Below are 18,366 nucleotides of genomic sequence, written 5' to 3' on the forward strand. Positions count from 1 at the left end.
GGACACCGCCGCCGCCGCGCAGCTCTCCGACCGGCCCGCCGACGCCCAGTCCGCCCTCAACGAGGCGTGGGCCGGCCTGCAGGCCACCCATCTCGACGCCCAGATCCTCGGCTCGCGCTACACCGAGGACACCGGCAGCGTGAACTACCGCTTCACCTGGCAGCTGCCCAAGAAACGGACCTGGACCTACGACGGCGTGCTGCAGATGATCCGGGACGAGGGCACCTGGCGGGTCCGCTGGACGGCCGCCGGCCTTCACCCCAAACTCGGTGAGCATCAACACTTTTCGCTGCGCGCCGATCCGCCGCGGCGCGCCTCGGTCAACGAACTGGGCGGCACCGACGTGCTGGCGCCCGGCAACCTCTACCGCTACCAGCTCGACGCGGCCAAAGCCGGCAGTGCGTTGATGGCGACCTCGCGGGTGGTGGCCGACCAGCTGCGGCAGTTCGACAACACCCTGGATCCGCAGCGGCTGGCCGAGCAGGCCAGCTCGTCGAGCGCCGCGCTGGATCTCGTCACGCTGCGGCCCTCCGATCACGACAAGGTCGGCCAGGTGCTGGACAACCTGCCCGGCGTCGTCGTCACCCCGCAGGCCGACCTGCTGCCGACCGACGACCGCTTCGCCCCGGCCGTCATCAGCCAGGTCAAGAAAGCGGTGATCGACGAGCTCGACGGCGAGGCCGGCTGGCGGGTGGTCAGCGTGAACCAGAACGGCGCCGACGTCGACGTGCTGCAGGAGGTGCCACCCACCCCGGCGCCGTCGATCTCGATCACGCTGGATCGTTCGGTGCAGAACGCCGCCCAGCACGCGGTCGACACCCAGGGCCGCAAAGCCATGATGGTGGTCATCAAGCCCTCGACCGGGGAGATCCTCGCGGTGGCGCAGAACGCGGCGGCCGATGTGGACGGCCCAGCGGCCACCACCGGCCTCTACCCGCCGGGCTCGACGTTCAAGATCATCACCGCCGGGGCGGCCATCGACCGCAACATGGCCACTCCCAACACCCTGCTGGGCTGTCCCGGAGAGATCGACATCGGCCACCGGACCATCCCGAACTACAACAAGTTCGACCTCGGCACCGTTCCGATGGCCAAGGCGTTCGCGAACTCGTGCAACACCACGTTCGCCGAGCTGGCCAGCCGGATGCCGCCGACCGCGTTGACCGTGGCAGCATCCCAGTACGGCATCGGCCCGGACTACACCATCGACGGGCTGACCACCGTCACCGGAACGGTGCCCCCGACGGTGAACCTGGCCGAACGCACCGAGGACGGCTTCGGGCAGGGCAAGGTTCTGGTCACCCCGTTCGGCATGGCGCTGGTCGCCGCGACCGTCGCGGCGGGCAAGACCCCGAACCCGCACCTGATCGTGGGCAGCCAGACCGCCGAGACCGGCGACCATCCGCCGATCACGCCGGCCATGCTCGACGGGCTGCGGCCGATGATGCGGATGGTGGTCACCAACGGCACCGCCAAGGACATCAGCGACGCCGGTGACGTCCGCGGCAAGACCGGGGAGGCCGAATTCGAAGGCGGCTCGCACGCCTGGTTTGCCGGCTATCGCGGTGACATGGCCTTCGCGGCTTTGATCGTCGGCGGTGGCAGTTCGGAGTACGCCGTGCGGATGGTCAAGATGATGTTCAACGAGCTGCCCCCGGACTTTCTGGCCTGACGCGCCCAATCCCGAAGTGGCGCAACCACTTCGGTTCTTGAGCGGCTGGCGTTGCCGCCGCGGGCGGTGCCTGCCGCCGACGATCTGGTGGCTCTGCGGCGACTTGCGGAGCTCGAGCGGGTATCGGATTGCACCAGAAGTCGGCTACCTTCGGTAGGCGGACGACAATCGGGTAGCTCATGGTCGGGGGCCATACGTGAGTGCTGCCGGTCGTCCAGGAAGGCGCTCATCGCGATGCCCGAACAGTTGACCCCCCACTTCGACGATGTCCAAGCCCACTACGACCTGTCCGATGACTTCTTCCGCCTGTTCCTTGACCCGACCCAGACCTACAGCTGCGCCTATTTCGAGCGCGACGACATGACGTTGGAAGAGGCCCAGATCGCCAAGATCGACCTCGCGCTGGGCAAGTTGGGCCTGCAGCCGGGCATGACACTGCTGGACGTCGGCTGCGGTTGGGGCTCGACGTTGATCCGCGCGCTGGAGCGCTACGACGTCAATGTGATCGGGCTGACGCTCAGCGAGAACCAGCACGCGCATGTCGAGCGGCTGCTCGCCGAGTCGGACAGTCCGCGCTCGAAGCGGGTGGAACTGCGCGGCTGGGAGCAGTTCGACGAGCCGGTCGACCGGATCGTGTCCATCGGTGCCTTCGAGCATTTCGGTTTCGACCGCTACGACGACTTCTTCGCGTTCGCCCACCGGTCGATGCCCGACGACGGCGTCATGCTGCTGCACACCATCCTCGGTCTGCACCCCGACCACGTGCTGGCCCTGGGCATACCGCTGACCTTCGACATGGCCCGGTTCTGCAAGTTCATGATCACCGAGATCTTCCCGGGCGGCCGGCTGCCGTCGGTGCGGATGGTCCAGGCGCACGCGGTCAAGCCCGGTTTCACCGTGAAGCGGTTCCAGTCACTGCAGTCGCACTACCCGACGACGCTCGACCACTGGTCGGTGTCTCTGGCGGCTCACAAGGACGAAGCGATCGCCATCCAGTCCGAGGAGGTCTACGACCGCTACATGCGGTACCTGGTCGGCTGTCCGGCCATGTTCCGCAGCGGCTTGATCGACGTGGGCCAGTTCACCTTGGTGAAATAGTCCAATTCCGAAGCGGCACAGGCGCTCCCATGGGTGTGCTTAGATAGCGCGTGGCCAACCGGATCCAGAGTCTGCTGGGCGTCACCTACCCCGTCGTCCAGGCCCCGATGACCTACATCGCGCGGGCACCGCTCGCTGCGGCGGTGTCCGAGGCCGGCGGGCTGGGGGTGATCGAGACCCTCACTCCCGAGGGGCGCGCCGACCTGGTGCGGGTGCGCGAGCTGACGGACCGGCCGGTGGGCGCCAACCTGATGATCCAGGGCTGGAAGCGCGACCCGTCGATCGTCGAGGTGCTGGCCGAGGCCGGCGTGCGCCACGTATTCACCTCCGCCGGCGACCCCGGCCTGTTCACCGCGCGGCTGCACGACGCGGGCATGACCGTGCTGCACGTGGTGGGGTCGTTGGCCGGGGCCCGTAAAGCGGTCGACGCCGGGGTGGATGCCGTGGTGGTCGAAGGTGTCGAGGGCGGTGGCTTCAAATCGGCGCTGGGCGCCTCCACCATGGTGTTGCTTCCGCTGATCGCCGACCACGTCGACCTGCCGCTGATCGCCGCGGGCGGGATCTGCGACGCCCGCTCGGCGGCCGCGGCGGTGGTGCTCGGCGCCGAGGGCGTCCAGATGGGCACTCGCATGCTGGCCAGCCGCGAGGCCGCCGTGCACGCCAACTTCAAGGACGCGATCCTCGCCGCCGACGACGCCGGCACGATCCTGCTCGACCTTCCCGGCAATCCGACGATGCGGGTGCTGCACACCGGCCTGGCGAGCCGGGTGTCCACCGAGGGTGCGAGCGCCCCGCTGATCAGCGGGGTGACCGAGCTCTACTTCGCCGGCGATCTGGAGGCCAGCGTCGCCAACACCGGCCAGGTGTCCTCGCGCATCGTCGAGGTCCTGCCGGTTGCCGACATCATCCGCGACACCTGGACCGGGGCCCAGCAGGCGTTGACCGCCGGAGTCGCCCGGCTCGGCTCACTGGCTCCCGATCCCGCCTGATCAGCTCGCCGCGGCGCCCGCAGTCACCCAGCGACCCCAGCGCCGACAAGAGGCACACCGAGGTCAGCCGGCGACGATCTCGCCGCCCTGCACCTTCACCGCGACCGGCGTCAGCGGAGCGACGGCAGGCCCACGGAGGACCTGACCGTCCAGGCCGAACCGGCTGCCGTGGCATGGGCAGTCCAGCGTGCCGTCGGTGACCGAGGGCAGCTTGCAGCCGGCGTGGGTGCACCGGGCGACGAACCCCTCGAACACGCCCGCGCTGGGCTGGGTGACGACGGTGTCGCCGACGACCTTGCCCGAGCCCACCGGGATGTCGGCGACCGCGGCCAGTACCTGACCGCGCGCCTGGCTGGTCGGCGGCGCGGTCAGCTCACCGGTGTTGGTGTTGCAGGCGGCCACCGGTGCGACGGCGGCGGTGATCAGCACGGTTCGGCGCGGCAGGGCGAACATCGGCCCAGGCTAGTCGAGGGCCGCTGAGATGGGCGGTTGGCCTGGGCGAACAGGTACCGTGGAAGGGCTATGACCGGAATCGACCCGACCCCTGCGCTGCGGGTGTCCGACGCCGACCGCAACGGGACGCTGCGGCGGCTGCACAACGCCGTCGCGCTGGGCTTGATCGACATCGGCGAATTCGAGGAGCGCTCGGCACAGGTGTCCGCAGCGCGGATGCAGACCGATCTCGAGGTCCTGGTCGACGACCTGCCCGGGCCAGGCGCCATCGTCACCTCGGCCGCCGACCGGGTCGAACTGCGCGGCTGGATGGGCTCGCTGAAACGGCACGGCGAGTGGATGGTGCCGACCCGACTGGCGCTGGTGCGCCGGATGGGCTCGGTCGATCTCGACCTCACCAACGCCCGCTTCGCCGGACCGGTCGTCGTCATCGAACTCGACATGGTCCGGGGCTCGGTGGATCTCCGACTGCCGGACGGGGCGAGCGCCTCGATCGACGATGTCACCGTCTACGCCGGCAGCGCCCGTGACCGCCGCCGGGACGCCCCGGCCGAAGGCACCCCGCACGTCGTGCTCACCGGGCGGGTCGTCATGGGCTCGGTCACCGTCCGCGGCCCCAAGCGTCCGCTGCTGCGTCGCCACTAGGCTGGCCCCATGCCCGTCCGCACCGAACTCCGCCCCGGCGTGGTTTCCCCGACCCTGCCGGTCCCCAAGGCGATCGAGCGTCCCGAATACGTCGGTAAATCGACCGTCGCCGAAGGCAGCGAGCCGTGGGTCCAGACCCCCGAGGTCATCGAGAAGATGCGCATCGCCGGACGCATCGCCGCCGGCGCGCTGGCCGAGGCCGGCAAGGCCGTCGCGCCCGGAGTGACCACCGACGCACTCGACCGGATCGCCCACGACTACATGATCGATCACGGCGCCTACCCGTCGACCTTGCACTACAAGGGCTTTCCGAAGTCGTGCTGCACATCGCTGAACGAGATCATCTGCCATGGCATCCCGGACTCGACCGTGGTGGCCGACGGCGACATCGTCAACATCGACGTGACGGCCTACATCCACGGTGTGCACGGTGACACCAACGCCACGTTCCTGGCCGGCGACGTCAGTGAAGAGCATCGCCTGCTGGTGGAACGTACTCACGAGGCCACCATGCGGGCCATCAAGGCCGTCAAACCCGGCCGGGCGCTGTCGGTGGTCGGGCGCGTGATCGAAGCCTACGCAAACCGATTCGGTTACAACGTGGTTCGTGATTTCACCGGGCACGGCATCGGGACCACGTTCCACAACGGACTGGTGGTGCTGCACTACGACCAGCCCAGCGTCGAGACCGTGCTGGAACCGGGAATGACGTTCACCATCGAGCCGATGATCAATCTCGGGTCGCTGGACTACGAGATCTGGGACGACGGCTGGACGGTCGCCACCAAGGACCGCAAGTGGACTGCGCAGTTCGAGCACACGCTGGTCGTCACCGAGGACGGCGCGGAGATACTCACCCTGGCGCCGTGACCGGCGGCGCGCTGCTGATCGCCGGCACCACGTCGGATGCCGGCAAGTCGATGGTCGTCGCCGGATTGTGCCGGCTGCTGGCGCGCAAGGGGATTCGCGTCGCGCCGTTCAAAGCGCAGAACATGAGCAACAACTCGGTGGTGACCGTCGACGGCGGCGAGATCGGCCGGGCCCAGGGCATGCAGGCGCGGGCCGCCGGCCTGCAACCGAGCACCCGGTTCAACCCCGTGCTGCTCAAACCCGGCAGCGACCGCACCTCACAACTGGTGGTCAAGGGTCATCCGGTCGGCACGGTGGGCGCCGCCGACTACATCGAACACCGCGACCGGCTGGCCGGTGTGGTGGCCGACGAATTGGCCTCGCTGCGCACCGAATTCGATGTCGTGGTGTGCGAAGGCGCCGGATCGCCCGCCGAGATCAATCTGCGCGCAACCGATCTGGCGAACATGGGGTTGGCGCGCGCGGCGAACCTGCCGGTGGTGATCGTCGGCGACATCGACCGCGGCGGGCTGCTAGCGCACCTGTTCGGTACCGTCGCCGTGCTGTCGCCGGACGACCAGGCCCTGATCGCCGGGTTCATCGTCAACAAGTTCCGCGGCGATCCGGCGCTGCTCGCGCCCGGCCTGGACCAGCTGGCCGAACTCACCGGGCGGCCCACCTACGGCATCGTGCCGTACTGCGACGAGTTGTGGCTCGACACCGAGGACTCGGTGTCGGTGGTCGCGGGCCAGGTGATCGGGGTGCCGGCAGCCCCGCGCGGTCAGCACTGGCTGCGGGTCGCGGCGGTCCGGCTGCCGCGGATCTCGAACTCCACCGACCTGGAGGCACTGGCGTGCGAGCCCGGGGTCCTGGTGCGCTGGGTGAGCGAGCCGGCCGAGCTGGCCGATGCCGACATCGTGGTGCTCCCGGGCAGCAAGGCCACCGTGGCCGACCTGGGCTGGCTGCGCGAGCGCGGGCTGGCCGAGGCGATCGCCGCCCACGCCGCCGCCGGGCGTCCCGTGCTCGGCATCTGCGGCGGCTTTCAGATGCTGTGCCGTCGCATCGGCGACACGGTCGAGACCCGCGCCGGCGACGTCGACGGCCTGGGGCTGTTCGACGCCGACATCGACTTTGCACCCGAAAAGGTGCTGCGCCGCTGGCCGAGTCCGTTGAGCGGCTACGAAATCCACCACGGCCGCATCACCCGCTGCGCCGAAGACGGCTGGTTCAGCGCCGACGGTACCGTGCAGGGCTACGCCCGCGGTGCGGTGTACGGCACCCACTGGCACGGGTTGCTGGACAACGACGAATTCCGTCGCGACTGGCTCACCGCAGCCGCCGCGGCGGCCGGGCGGACCGGATTCCAGGTGGCCACCGACACCGCGGTCTCGGCCCGCCGGGACGCCCAACTCGACGTCATGGCCGATCTGCTGGTCGCCCACGTCGACCTCGACGCGGTGTTGTCGCTGTGCAGCAGCGAGACGCTGGTGCGCCCCACGGTCAGCACGCGACTGAATCGGTAGCCTGAAACCCATGTCGGGTTTTAGGGTGCGCGTCTGCGCGGTGGTGGGCGCCGTCGTCCTGGTCGCAGGTTGCGGGTCGACGGTCGCGGGAACGGCCACGTGGCCGGGGGCCACGTTGGAACGGGCCACCCTGACCCCGGCGGACTTCCCGCCCGGCGTGCAGTACGACCGCATCGTCGAACACCCTGGCCAGCCCGACAACTCGGGCAGCCCGCCGTCGATGCTGTCGCGCCCGGAGGGCTGCGCCAACGCCATGACCAACGTCATCGCCGACTCCGCCGAGCGCGGCCCGGGCAGCGCCGCGAAATACGCGGCCACCTATAACGGTGCGCGCATCGTGATGACCGTGCTGTCCTGGCCGCTGGACCTGGACAAGCTCAAGGCGGCGGCGGGCCGCTGTGCGGAATTCGAAGCATTTTTCGACCGACGCAGCAAGGGCATCCCCATCACCACCACCGAGCTACCCCCTTTGGGGGATGATGTTCTGGCATATCAGCAAACAATGCAGCTGACGGGTTCACCTAGTAGTGTCTACATGGCGTTCCAGAACGTCGGCAGGTACGGGATGTTCGGAATCGCTTTTCCCACGCCCGATCCCAGCATCGGGGCCAAAGCGACACTGCCACAGACATTTCTGGACGTCGTTGCCAAGCAGGCTGCCAAGATTCATCGGAATATTTGAGTAGGAGTTGAGAGACCCTGCCGAAACTGCCCGCCGCAAGCCACTTTCGCAGTAACGTGGCGAAATGCCTTCGACGATGGTGACTGTCGATGGGTTCCCCGTTCCGGTCAGCGTGACCGGCCCGGAGAAGGGCCCCTACGTCGTCGTGCTGGGTGCCGCCCAGCATGCACCGGCCGCCTACGACGGGGTCTGTCAGCGCCTGCACACGGCGTCCGTGCGGACGGTGGTGATCGGTGCCGACCCGCGCCTGCATCCCAAGGCCGTGCTGGGCATCCTCGACGCGCTCGACGTCCGCTGGGGGATCCTGGTCGGGGATCGCGCCGGTGCGGAGCTGGCCTGGGAATTGGCCGCCACTCGGCTGGACCGGTTCACCGGTCTGGTGGTGGTCGACCGTGGCCACCCCCGAGTACCCGACCAGAACGGCGTGGTCCGCGACGAGGACTGCCCGCCGGTGGAGATCAACACCACCGCGTTGGTCAGCACCCCGGCCGCCAGGGCAGCGGCCAGAGCCAGCCAGCGGTACGTGTACAGCGACTACCGGATCGTGGAATTCACCGGACGGCGCAACGCCGCCGAGTCCACCGCCCAGTTGGCCGCCGAGATCGTGCTGCGCACCAGCACCTGGTAGCGCTCAACTACTCGGCGCGCCCGGCGGCTGCGCGGGTGTCCAGGCCTGCGGCAGGCCCGGCTGACCGGGAAACAGGAAATCGACGAAAGCCTGTGCGGTCGGCTGAGGCTCGTGATTGGCCAGGCCAGGGCGCTCGTTGGCTTCGACGAACACGTACTCGTCGCGGGTCACGTCGGGCACCAGAAGGTCGATGCCGGTGACCGGGATGCCGATCGCCGCCGCAGCCGCCACCGCGACCCGGCACAGCTCGGGATGCACGACGGCGGTCACGTCATGGATGGTCCCGCCCTGATGCAGGTTGGCGGTGCGGCGCACCCGCAGTCGCTCGCCCTCGTCGAGCACGTCGTCGAACGACCGGCCCGCCTCGGCCACCGTCGCCTCGGTGACCTCGTCGACCGGGATCCGGGACTCGCCTCCGGTGGCGGCCGCCCGCCGCCGGCTCTGGGTCTCGATCAGCTCCCGGACGGTGTGCTTGCCGGTGCCCACCACCTCGGCGGGTTTGCGCAGCGCCGCCGCGACGACCTTGCCGTCGATGACCACCAGCCGCAGATCGTCGCCGGGTGCACGCTGCTCGATCAGCACCTCGGGGTGCTGCTCGCGGGCTCGGGCCAGCGCGGCATCCAGCGCGCCGGGTCCGTCGACCCCGACGGTGATGCCCTTGCCCTGCTCGCCGCGCGTCGGTTTGACCACGACATCGCCCACTTCGGCCAGGAACGCGTGGTCCTCGGCGTCGAAGGTGGCCAGCCGGCCCCGGGGCACCACGATGCCGGCCTCCGACACGATGCGCCGGGTCAGCCGCTTGTCGTCGCAGCGGCTCATCGCCACCGCGGAGGTGTATTCGCTCAACGACTCCCGCGTCACCACGCTGCGGCCGCCGTGCGACAGCCGCATCTCGCCGGTCTCGGCGTCGAGCACCTCGACCCGGATGCCACGCCGCATGGCCTCGTCGGCGATGATCCGCGCATAGGGGTTCAGATCGTCGACGGTTTCCGACGCCGGGGTGAACAGCGGTTCGTTGATCGCGTTCTTGCGTTTGACCGCGAGCACCGGCACCCGCTGGAAACCCAGTTTCTCGTACAGCGCGATCGCGGCCTCGTTGTCGTAGGCCACCGACAGGTCCAGGTAGGCGCGCTGCCGGCTCTGGAAGATCGCGGCCAGCGCACGGGTGAGCGAGGCCCCGACCCCGGGCAGGCTGGTGGTCGGGTCGACCGCCAGCGTCCACAGGCTCGCACCGTCCTCGGGGTCGTTGAACAGCCGCTTGTGATCCACCCCGGTGACCGTGCCGATCACCGACCCGTCGTCGTCGCGCACCGCGACCAGATACTCCACCGCATCGCAGTGCAGGTGGTTGTTCCAGATCACCTCGGTGGGGGCGGCCACCATGCCGCAGCGCAGGTAGACCCGGTTCATCTCGTCGGCTTCGGCGGCATCCCGCAGCGGCCGCACCGAGAACCCGATCGGACCAGGCGGCTCGGGGTCGTCGTCGGGTAGCCGCCACCGGTAGGTGTGGCTGGGGTCGATGAACAGCTCGGCCGGCGATTTGGCCACCAGCACGTGCGATTCCCTGGCGTAGATGCAGATGTCCCTGCGGCCCTTGGCCTCGTGTGCCAGGACGGCGGCCAGCTTGTCGGGGTCTTCGAAAGTCTGCCCGAAAATGAGCCTGCCCCAACCGAGTTCGAGGACGACATCGTCGGACATCTCTTCGACCAGATGCGGCGGCGACGCGTCGTGCAGGCCGAGGGTGATGGCCTCGGTGGCGGTGCCGATGCGCGATCCGCCTCCGGCTACTCGCTGGGTGCTCATGCGGCCGGCCCGGTGATGCCGTGCTGCTGCAGCCACAATTCGAGCAGGCCGATCTGCCACAGCTCGTTGCCGCGCAGCGGGGTCAGCCGGCCGTTGGGATCGGCGAGCAGCCGTTCGACGGCCTCGGGGCGGAACAGGCCGCGCTCCTTGGCCTGCGGTGCGTACAGCGCGTCGCGGACCATGTCCAGGTAGGGCCCTTCCAGGTGGGTCAGGGCGGGCACCGGAAAGTACCCCTTCGGCCGGTCGATCACCTCGGCCGGGATCACCCGGCGGGCAGCCTCTTTCAGAACTCCCTTGCCGCCGTGTGCGGTCTTGTATCCCGGCGGGCAGGTGGCCGCCAGCTCGACGAGCTCGTGGTCGAGGAACGGCACCCGGCCTTCCAGGCCCCAGGCCATCGTCATGTTGTCGACCCGTTTCACCGGATCGTCGACCAGCATCACCGTGGTGTCCAGGCGCAGCGCGCGGTCCACGCCGCTCTGGGCGCCGGCGCGGGCGAAGTGCTCGGCGACGAATGCCAGGCTGGGATCGTCGGAGCCGGCCAGGCGCTCGTCGGCCAGCAGGGCCGCCACGCCGTCGTGATCGCGGTCGAAGAACGCCGCCCGGTAGCGGGCGACCGACCCGTCGACGCTGGCGGCGTCGGGCTCGTTCATCGGCAGATACCAGTGGTAGCCGGCGAACACCTCGTCGGCGCCCTGCCCGGACTGCACCACCTTGACATGCTTGGCGACCTCCTGGCTGAGCAGGTAGAACGCCACACAGTCGTGGGAGACCATCGGCTCGCTCATCGCGCCGATCGCACCTTCGAGAGCGGGCAGCATCCGGGCGGTGTCGATGCGGATCTGGTGGTGGTCGGTGCCGAAGCGCTTGGCCACGATGTCGGAGTAGACGAACTCGTCGCCCTTGACGCCGCCGACCGACTCGAAGCCGATCGAGAACGTCGAGAGCCCGGCCTGGCCCGCCTCGGCCAGCAGCCCGACGATCAGGCTGGAATCCACCCCGCCGGAGAGCAGACAGCCGACCGGGACATCCGCGACCAGGCGCCGCTTGACGGCCGTGCGCAGGGCATCGAGGACCGCGTCCTCCCAGTCCCGTTCGCTCCACCCGGCGTGGTCGTCGCGGCGAGTGAAATCCGGTTCCCAATAGGTGATTTCACGACGTCGACCGTCGGGTTCGACCACCAGCAGGGTGCCGGGAGGCAGCTTGCGCACGCCGCACAGGATGGTGCGCGGGGCGGGCACCACCGAATGGAAGCTGAGGTAGTGGTGCAACGCGATCGGGTCGATGTGGGTGTCGACGCCGCCCCCGGCCAGCAGCGCCGGCAGCGACGATGCGAAGCGCAGGCGGCGGGAGTCCTCCGAGATGTAGAGCGGCTTGATGCCCAGACGATCACGGCCCAAGACCACCCGGCCACTGTCGCGCTCGGTGATGGCGAAGGCGAACATCCCGTGCAACCGCTCGACGAATCGGTCGCCCCAGTGGTGGTAGGCCTTGAGTAACACCTCGGTGTCGCTGTGGGAGAAGAACCGGTATCCGTGGCCGGCGAGTTCGTCGCGCAGGGCCTCGTAGTTGTAGATGCAGCCGTTCCAGCAGATCGTCAGGCCGAGGTCGGCGTCCACCATCGGCTGGGCACCGGCCTCGGACAGATCGATGATCTTCAGCCGGCGATGGCCGAGCGCCACCCGGCCCTGGGACCACACGCCCGCGCCGTCCGGCCCGCGCGGCTCCATCGTCTCGGCCATGGCCGCCACCGCGGCCACATCGGGGGCCTGATTGTCGAGACGGACTTCACCCGCCGCTCCACACATCGATCCCGACCCATCCCGTCTGCTCGCTGACTCGGCCCTCCTATTTACCCGGGCGGCGCGGATTTCAACCGGGCCGAGACGTCCCTCACATAAACCGCGCCCCTCGGCCAGGGGCACGAGGGGCGCGGGGCCCGCCTCACGACGGGCCTGGGGTGTGGTCTCCTTCAGCGAGTCAGGAAACCCCCTCCAGCTCTTCACCGGTCACGTCGACCTGCTTGATCGGGCCGGTGAACCAGTTCTTCACCGATGCGTGCCAGTAGATCCACAGCAGGATCAGTACACCGCCGACGACCAACGGCGTGTAGTTGACGAACTTCCACTCGAAGCTGGCATCCCACGGTGCGCCGCCGATCGAGGTGGGGAACATCGCGATGATCGAGGTGATGATGATCTCGGCCAACGCCAGGGGAGCCATCCACTTGTGGTGCCCCCGCAGGTTCCACCGCCCCAGCGGGAACGAGTCACCGGCCTTCCAGCGGAAGTAGATCGGCACCGCGAAGCACAGGTACAGACCCACCACGCCGATCGACACCACCGCGAAGAATGCGATCGGGACCGGAGCGCCGTTGATGTCCACCTCGACCAGCGCGGGCAGCGTCAGTACTGCCGCGATCGCGGCGGTGATCATCACGGCATTGGCCGGAACTTTGCCGGCGTTGACCTTCGACCACAGCTGGTGACCCGGCACCGCCCGGTCACGGCTGAACGCGAACAGCATGCGCGAGGCGCTGGTCTGGCAGGCGGTGGTGCAGAACAGCTGGCCCGCCGTCGAGATCAGCAACACCGCACCGGCCCACTTGGAGTCCAGCGCCTGGCTGAAGATCGTGGCCACCGCGCCGCCACCGGCGGTGACGCCGTCGACGTCCTGCACGGCGAACAGGAAGGTCAGCAGCAGGATCCAGCCGCCGATCGCCGAGTAGAAGATCGACCGCCAGATGCCCTTGGCGGCGCCGTCGGCGGCGCTCTTGGTCTCCTCGGACAGGTGAGCCGACGCGTCGTAGCCGGTGATCGTGTACTGCGTCAGGATTGCCGACATCGGCAGCACGAACAGCAGGAACCCAAACCCTGAGGTGGACCCGCCGAAGAAGCCGGTGTTGTTGACCGTGGTGGTGAACACCGTGGACAAGCTGGCGTGCTGTGCGGGCAGCGCCCACAGGATCACGATGACCGCCGCGGCACCGAAGACGTGCCACCACACCGAGATGTTGTTGATCACGGCCAGCAGGTGGCTGGAGAAGATGTTGATGGTCGCGACGATCACCAGGATGACCAGGAACATGATGAACGTCCGCGTCAGGCTGTAGCCGGCCAGCCAGCTCTCGCTGAACGTGCCCAGCGTCAGGTCCAGGAACGTCGCCGACCCGTAGGCCACCGAGGCCAGGATGGCGATCAGCCCGACCAGGTTCAGCCATCCGGTGTAGAACCCGGCCTTGGGTCCACCGAGTTTGGCTGCCCACCAATAGATCCCGCCCGATGTCGGGAACGCCGACACCATTTCGGACATGCACAGCCCGATCATCAGGATGAACACCGACAGAATCGGCCAACCCCAGGCGATGGCCGCCGGGCCGCCGTTGTTCCAGCCCAGGCCGAACGACGTGAAGCAGCCGGCCAGGATGGAGATGATCGAGAACGAGATGGCGAAGTTGGAGAACCCGGACCAGGACCGGTGCAGCTCCTGGGTATAGCCGAGGCTGGCAAGGTGCCGTTCGTCCTCGTCGAGTATTTCGTGACCCTCTGGCACGGCTCTTCTCCTTCTGATCCGTTCTGGGCATCGATGGCGGAGAGGCGTCGACCGGCGCTCTCTGGTTAGGGACAATAGGCCGCTATTGGTCTGGTGTCCTACCTTTGGAGTGACGTTTATGTAAATCTGGAGGACGACATCGCCGCGGCGGCGATGTCCAATGGTTGACTTTCCGTCGAATCATCTGCGAACCGCCGCTATCGAGAGGGACACCCGTGACGTCTGGAGGTGTGGGCCGGCGCCGGCCCGGTCTGTTGGTGCAGGCCGAGCTGGAAGCGATGGTGGCCGCCGGTGAGATCGACACGGTGATCGTCGCCTTCACCGACATGCAGGGCCGGCTGACCGGCAAGCGGGTCGCGGCGCGGCTGTTCGTCGAGGAGGTGGCCGCGCACGGCTCGGAGTGTTGCAACTACCTGCTGGCCGTCGACGTGGACATGAACACCGTCGACGGATATGCGATGTCGAGCTGGGAGTCCGGCTACGGCGACATGGTGATGACCCCGGACTTCTCCACGCTGCGCGTGCTGCCGTGGCTGCCGGGGACCGCGCTGGTGATGGCCGACCTGTCCTGGGTCGATGGCGGCCCGGTGAACCCGGCCCCGCGCAGCATCCTGCGCACCCAGCTGGACCGATTGGCCCAGCGCGGCCTGGAGGCGTTCGTCGGCACCGAACTGGAGTTCATGGTGTTCGACGACACCTACCGGGCGGCCTGGGCGGCCGGGTACCGGGGGCTGTCCAAGGCCACCGACTACAACGTCGACTACGCGATCCACGCCTCCACCCGGATGGAGCCGCTGCTGCGCGACATCCGCCTCGGCATGGACGGCGCCGGGATGTACTGCGAAGGGGTCAAGGGCGAGTGCAACTTCGGCCAGCAGGAGATCGCGTTCCGCTACGACAGCGCCCTGGTCACCTGCGACAACCACACCATCTACAAGAACGGCGCCAAAGAGATCGCCGACCAGCACGGTAAGAGTCTGACGTTCATGGCGAAATACGATGAGCGCGAAGGCAACAGCTGTCACATCCACATCTCGCTGCGCGGCACCGACGGTTCTCCGGTCTTCGCTGATGCCGACGAGCCGCTGGGGATGTCGCCGATGTTCCGCAGCTTCATCGCCGGCCAGCTGGCCACACTGCGTGAGCTGACCCTGTTCTATGCGCCGAACATCAACTCCTACAAGCGTTTCGTCGAGGGCAGCTTCGCGCCGACGGCGATCGCCTGGGGGCTGGACAACCGGACCTGCGCGCTGCGCGTCGTCGGCCACGGCCATTCCATGCGGATGGAATGCCGGGCGCCCGGCGGCGACGTCAACCAGTACCTGGCGGTGGCCGCGCTGATCGCCGGCGGTCTGTACGGCATCGACAACGGGCTGGAGCTGCCCGACGCCTACGCCGGAAACGCGTACACCAGCGGCGCGCAGCGGCTACCGACCACGTTGGCCGAGGCCGCCGCGCTGTTCGAAGGCTCCACGATTGCCCGTGAGGCATTCGGCGACGAGGTCGTCGAGCACTACCTCAACAACGCGCGCATCGAGCTGGCCGCATTCAATTCCGCGGTCACCGACTGGGAAAGGGTGCGCGGCTTTGAACGGCTCTAGCCGGATGGACCGCCCCGTCATCGGGCTGACGACCTATCTGCAGCAGGCCCGCAGCGGAATCTGGGACGTGCACGCCAGCTTCCTGCCGGGCATCTATCTGCAAGGTGTCACCCTGGCAGGCGGCATCGCCATGCTGCTGCCGCCGCAGCCGGTGGACGCCGAGATCGCCGGCCGGGTGCTCGACGGGATCGACGGGCTGATCATCACCGGCGGCCGGGATGTCGACCCCGCGGCCTACGGCCACGACGCACACCCGAACACCGACCAGCCCGACAGCGACCGCGACGCCTGGGAATTCGCCCTGGTGGCCGCGGCCATGCGACGGCATCTGCCGCTGCTCGGGATCTGCCGCGGCGCGCAGGTGCTCAACGTGGCGCTGGGCGGCACCCTGCATCAGCACCTGCCCGACCTCGTCGGCCACACCCGCCACCAGCAGGGCAACGCAGTGTTCACCACCTCGACGATCCAGACGGTGGCGGGCAGCAGGCTGGCCGGGCTGGTGGGGGAGAGCACGACCGCGCAGTGCTATCACCATCAGGCCATCGACCGGCTCGGTGACGGCCTGATGGTCAGCGCGCTGGACGGCGAAGGCGTGATCGAGGGCGTCGAGGTTCCCGGCGACGACTTCGTGCTGGCCGTGCAGTGGCATCCCGAGGAGACGTTGGACGATCTTCGAGTCTTCGCCGGCCTGGTCGAGGCCGCGCGGGTGTATACGACAGAGAGAGTAGGAAGTTGATAACCGAACTGGTCAATCCGGCCACAGAGCAGCCGCTGCGGACGGTCGAGCTGACCGACGCCGCCGGTGTCGACGACGCCGTCGCGCGCGCCAAGGTTGCGCAGAAGGCATGGGCGGCAAAGGCTCCCGCCGAGCGAGCGGCCGCACTGCGGGCGTTCGCCGCGGTGGTCGACGCCCATGTCGCTGAGCTGGCCGCCCTGGAGGTGGCCAACTCGGGGCATCCCGTCGGCGCCGCCGAATGGGAGGCCGGTCATGTGCGGGACGTGCTCCAGTTCTACTCGGCCACACCGGAGCGGTTGTCGGGCAAGCAGATTCCGGTGGCCGGCGGGCTGGACGTGACGTTCAACGAGCCGATGGGGGTGATCGGGGTCATCACCCCGTGGAACTTCCCGATGCCGATCGCGGTATGGGGTTTCGCGCCCGCGCTGGCGGCCGGCAACGCGGTGGTGCTCAAGCCCGCCGAGTGGACTCCGCTGACCTCCATGCGGCTCGGCGAGCTCGCGGTGGAAGCCGGATTGCCCGCCGACCTGTTCCAGGTGTTGCCCGGGCGCGGGTCGGTGGTCGGGGAGCGGTTCATCACCCACCCGGATGTCCGCAAGATCGTGTTCACCGGCTCCACCGAGGTCGGCACCAAGGTGATGGCCGGTGCGGCCAACCAGATCAAGCGGGTGACCCTCGAATTGGGCGGCAAGAGCGCCAATATCGTGTTCGCCGACTGCGATCTAGAGAAGGCCGCGGCCACTGCGCCCTACGGGGTCTTCGACAACGCCGGCCAGGACTGCTGTGCCCGTAGCCGGATCCTGGTGCAGCGCAGCGTGTTCGACAAGTTCATGGAGATGCTCGAACCGGCCGTCAAGGGCCTGGTCGTCGGCGATCCCGCCGCCAGGGAGACCGAGATGGGTCCGCTGGTGTCGCGCAAGCATTTCGAGTCGGTGGCCGCCTACGTGCCCGACGACGCGCCGGTGGCCTTCCGCGGCTCGGCGCCGAGTGGACCCGGATTCTGGTTCCCGCCCACGGTGCTCACCCCGGCGCGCACCGACCGCACGGTCACCGAGGAGATCTTCGGACCGGTCGTCACGGTGCTGCCGTTCGAAGACGAGGCCGACGCGATCGCCCTGGCCAACGACACCGAATACGGTCTGTCCGGCTCGATCTGGACCGACAACCTGTCGCGGGCGGTCCGGGTCTCCCGAGCGGTGGAGGCCGGCAACCTGAGCGTCAACTCCCATTCGTCGGTGCGGTACAACACCCCGTTCGGCGGGTTCAAGCAATCCGGGCTTGGCCGTGAGCTCGGTCCCGATGCGCCCCTGCACTTCACCGAAACAAAGAACGTCTTTTTCGCAGTAGAGGAGAGCTAGATGAATCTGTCACAGCGACTCAAGGACAAGGTCGCCGTCGTCACCGGTGGCGCCAGCGGCATCGGGCTGGCGACCGTCAAGCGGATGCGGGACGAAGGTGCGATCGTCGTCATCGGCGATCTCGACGAGACCACCGGACAGTCGGTGGCCAACGACCTCAACGTGACCTTCGTCCAGGTCGACGTCGCCGACCAGGTCGCGGTGGATCGATTGTTCGACACCGCATTCGAATTGCACGGCGGGGTCGACATCGCGTTCAACAACGCCGGCATCAGCCCGCCCGACGACGACCTGATCGAGAGCACCGGTATCGACGCGTGGGACCGGGTGCAGGACGTGAACCTGAAGTCGGTGTTCTTCTGCTGCAAGGCCGCGCTGCGGCACATGGTGCCCGCGCAGCGCGGATCGATCATCAACACCGCGTCGTTCGTCGCGGTCAACGGCTCGGCGACCTCACAGATCTCCTACACCGCCTCCAAGGGCGGCGTGCTGGCCATGTCGCGCGAGCTCGGAATTCAGTACGCGCGGCAGGGAATTCGGGTCAACGCGCTGTGCCCCGGTCCGGTGAACACCCCGCTGCTGCGGGAGCTGTTCGCCAAGGACCCGGAGCGCGCAGCGCGCCGACTGGTGCACGTGCCGATGGGCCGTTTCGCCGAGCCGGAGGAGCTGGCCGCCGCGGTGGCGTTCCTGGCCAGTGACGACGCGTCGTTCATCACCGGGTCGAGCTTCCTGGTCGACGGCGGCATCACCGGCCACTACGTGACCCCGCTGTAAGGACGG

The 18,366-nt window shown here is 68.4% G+C and carries 16 protein-coding genes; 12 read left to right on the top strand and 4 right to left on the bottom strand.

Features of this window, described 5'->3' with window-relative positions; translation table 11 throughout:
- The 3 genes from MSZK_RS17410 to MSZK_RS17420 all read left to right on the top strand — a co-directional run.
- Positions 1–1,672 (top strand): penicillin-binding transpeptidase domain-containing protein (locus MSZK_RS17410; protein WP_099249934.1); only part of this gene is annotated, 1,672 nt, incomplete at its 5' end.
- Positions 1,673–1,906: 234 nt separating this feature from the next.
- Positions 1,907–2,770, top strand: a complete 864-nt coding sequence (locus MSZK_RS17415) for a cyclopropane mycolic acid synthase family methyltransferase (RefSeq protein ID WP_099249935.1) — start codon at positions 1,907–1,909, stop codon at positions 2,768–2,770.
- Positions 2,771–2,820: 50 nt separating this feature from the next.
- On the top strand, positions 2,821–3,759 hold the full coding sequence (locus tag MSZK_RS17420; RefSeq protein WP_099249936.1) for a nitronate monooxygenase family protein: 939 nt from the start codon (positions 2,821–2,823) through the stop codon (positions 3,757–3,759).
- Between the two features lie 63 nt (positions 3,760–3,822).
- Here MSZK_RS17420 and MSZK_RS17425 read toward each other — a convergent pair whose 3' ends face one another.
- Positions 3,823–4,212 carry a ubiquinol-cytochrome c reductase iron-sulfur subunit gene (locus MSZK_RS17425; RefSeq protein WP_099249937.1) on the bottom strand — a complete coding sequence of 130 codons (390 nt, stop codon included), beginning with the start codon at positions 4,210–4,212 and terminating at the stop codon, positions 3,823–3,825.
- 69 nt (positions 4,213–4,281) lie between these two features.
- Between MSZK_RS17425 and MSZK_RS17430 the strand changes: the two genes are divergently transcribed.
- The 5 genes from MSZK_RS17430 (at position 4,282) to MSZK_RS17450 (ending at position 8,539) form a co-directional block, all read left to right on the top strand.
- Positions 4,282–4,857 (top strand): DUF1707 domain-containing protein, encoded by a 576-nt coding sequence (locus MSZK_RS17430; protein ID WP_099249938.1) that lies wholly within the window; start codon positions 4,282–4,284, stop codon positions 4,855–4,857.
- Between the two features lie 9 nt (positions 4,858–4,866).
- Entirely contained in the window at positions 4,867–5,727 is an 861-nt protein-coding gene (gene map / locus MSZK_RS17435; RefSeq protein WP_099249939.1) for a type I methionyl aminopeptidase, read from the top strand.
- Positions 5,724–7,229, top strand: a complete 1,506-nt coding sequence (locus MSZK_RS17440; RefSeq protein ID WP_099249940.1) for a cobyric acid synthase — start codon at positions 5,724–5,726, stop codon at positions 7,227–7,229. The genes map and MSZK_RS17440 overlap by 4 nt, the downstream gene beginning before the upstream one ends.
- Before the next feature lie 10 nt (positions 7,230–7,239).
- Positions 7,240–7,911 (top strand): hypothetical protein, encoded by a 672-nt coding sequence (locus MSZK_RS17445; protein ID WP_099249941.1) that lies wholly within the window; start codon positions 7,240–7,242, stop codon positions 7,909–7,911.
- Between the two features lie 64 nt (positions 7,912–7,975).
- Entirely contained in the window at positions 7,976–8,539 is a 564-nt protein-coding gene (locus tag MSZK_RS17450; RefSeq protein ID WP_099249942.1) for an alpha/beta fold hydrolase, read from the top strand.
- Positions 8,540–8,542: 3 nt separating this feature from the next.
- Here the strand turns inward: MSZK_RS17450 and ngg are convergent, their stop codons facing one another.
- The 3 genes from ngg to MSZK_RS17465 form a co-directional block, all read right to left on the bottom strand.
- Positions 8,543–10,342 carry an N-acetylglutaminylglutamine synthetase gene (ngg, locus tag MSZK_RS17455; RefSeq protein ID WP_099249943.1) on the bottom strand — a complete coding sequence of 600 codons (1,800 nt, stop codon included), beginning with the start codon at positions 10,340–10,342 and terminating at the stop codon, positions 8,543–8,545.
- The gene (locus MSZK_RS17460; RefSeq protein ID WP_099249944.1) at positions 10,339–12,147 is read right to left on the bottom strand and encodes an N-acetylglutaminylglutamine amidotransferase; all 1,809 of its coding nucleotides are present in this window, start codon (positions 12,145–12,147) and stop codon (positions 10,339–10,341) included. The genes ngg and MSZK_RS17460 overlap by 4 nt, the downstream gene beginning before the upstream one ends.
- 172 nt (positions 12,148–12,319) lie before the next feature.
- Entirely contained in the window at positions 12,320–13,891 is a 1,572-nt protein-coding gene (locus MSZK_RS17465; RefSeq protein ID WP_099249945.1) for an amino acid permease, read from the bottom strand.
- 278 nt (positions 13,892–14,169) lie between these two features.
- On the opposite strand from MSZK_RS17465, the gene MSZK_RS17470 reads away from it, so the two are divergent.
- From MSZK_RS17470 to MSZK_RS17485, 4 genes are read left to right on the top strand one after another with little or no spacing between them, the layout of a single operon-like run.
- Positions 14,170–15,492: a glutamine synthetase family protein gene (locus MSZK_RS17470; protein ID WP_099249996.1), complete on the top strand. Its 1,323-nt coding sequence runs from the start codon at positions 14,170–14,172 to the stop codon at positions 15,490–15,492.
- 4 nt (positions 15,493–15,496) lie between these two features.
- Positions 15,497–16,228 (top strand): gamma-glutamyl-gamma-aminobutyrate hydrolase family protein, encoded by a 732-nt coding sequence (locus tag MSZK_RS17475; RefSeq protein WP_099249946.1) that lies wholly within the window; start codon positions 15,497–15,499, stop codon positions 16,226–16,228.
- Positions 16,225–17,586: an aldehyde dehydrogenase gene (locus MSZK_RS17480; RefSeq protein ID WP_099249947.1), complete on the top strand. Its 1,362-nt coding sequence runs from the start codon at positions 16,225–16,227 to the stop codon at positions 17,584–17,586. The genes MSZK_RS17475 and MSZK_RS17480 overlap by 4 nt, the downstream gene beginning before the upstream one ends.
- Complete coding sequence (locus MSZK_RS17485) at positions 17,587–18,360, top strand: 3-oxoacyl-ACP reductase (RefSeq protein WP_099249948.1); 774 nt, start codon at positions 17,587–17,589, stop codon at positions 18,358–18,360. It abuts the gene before it with no gap.
- Positions 18,361–18,366: the final 6 nt, after the last annotated feature.

The sequence above is a fragment of the Mycobacterium sp. shizuoka-1 genome (genome assembly GCF_002723835.1).
Classification (GTDB): domain Bacteria; phylum Actinomycetota; class Actinomycetes; order Mycobacteriales; family Mycobacteriaceae; genus Mycobacterium.